General features: G+C 45.7%; 1 protein-coding gene and 1 pseudogene. Both read right to left on the bottom strand.

Translation table 11 applies throughout. The annotated features are described in order from the left end of the window. The coding region (locus C7R94_RS29800; RefSeq protein ID WP_106786058.1) for a GNAT family N-acetyltransferase at positions 1-328 on the bottom strand (328 nt) is incomplete at its 3' end. An 18-nt stretch (positions 329-346) separates the two neighbouring features. Beyond that, positions 347-527 (bottom strand): annotated as a pseudogene (locus C7R94_RS30790) (DNA mismatch repair protein MutT); the annotation flags it as partial.

Below are 527 nucleotides of genomic sequence, written 5' to 3'. Positions count from 1 at the left end.
ATAGGGCGAGCTGACCTACACTAGAATTCCCTGTTCCGACCTCAATCGTCTTATAACCGAGAGATTTGGCAACTTCAATGGAATGAAGAACGAGCTTTTTGCCAATGCCAATGCCTTGATGGGCCTCATCGACGGCAACATTCACGAGTTCAATCGTATCCGGTCTGGTTGGTATCAAGACGTAGACACCTACGATGCTCTCCTCCAGAACAGCTACGTAGCAATGACCTCTTTGTAAATAATCTTTCACCAATCTGACAGAGGGGTCAGCCAATAAGAGTAAATCCATTGGCGGTTGTTCCAGTTCTGCAAGCTTGCGAATTTCCATTCGTGTTTCTCCTCCGATTCAAGTTGTTACCGGCTTTTGCAATGGAGCTGTTTCGTAGTTGACAACCTGGTTATTTTTGTACGTAAAGAAATGCTGACAAGGATCTACTTCTTCCAACATGTATGGTAAAAACATGGGAAGGTTTTCTGGGACGCCAGCATTGTCGGGGTCTAAAACCCACGCCAGCTCTTTCCAGTCA

The organism is Brevibacillus sp. NRRL NRS-603 (genome assembly GCF_003013445.1).
Classification (GTDB): domain Bacteria; phylum Bacillota; class Bacilli; order Brevibacillales; family Brevibacillaceae; genus Brevibacillus; species Brevibacillus formosus.
The sequence above is the reverse complement of the archived record's forward strand: the minus strand, read 5'-3'. Positions and strand labels throughout refer to the sequence as shown.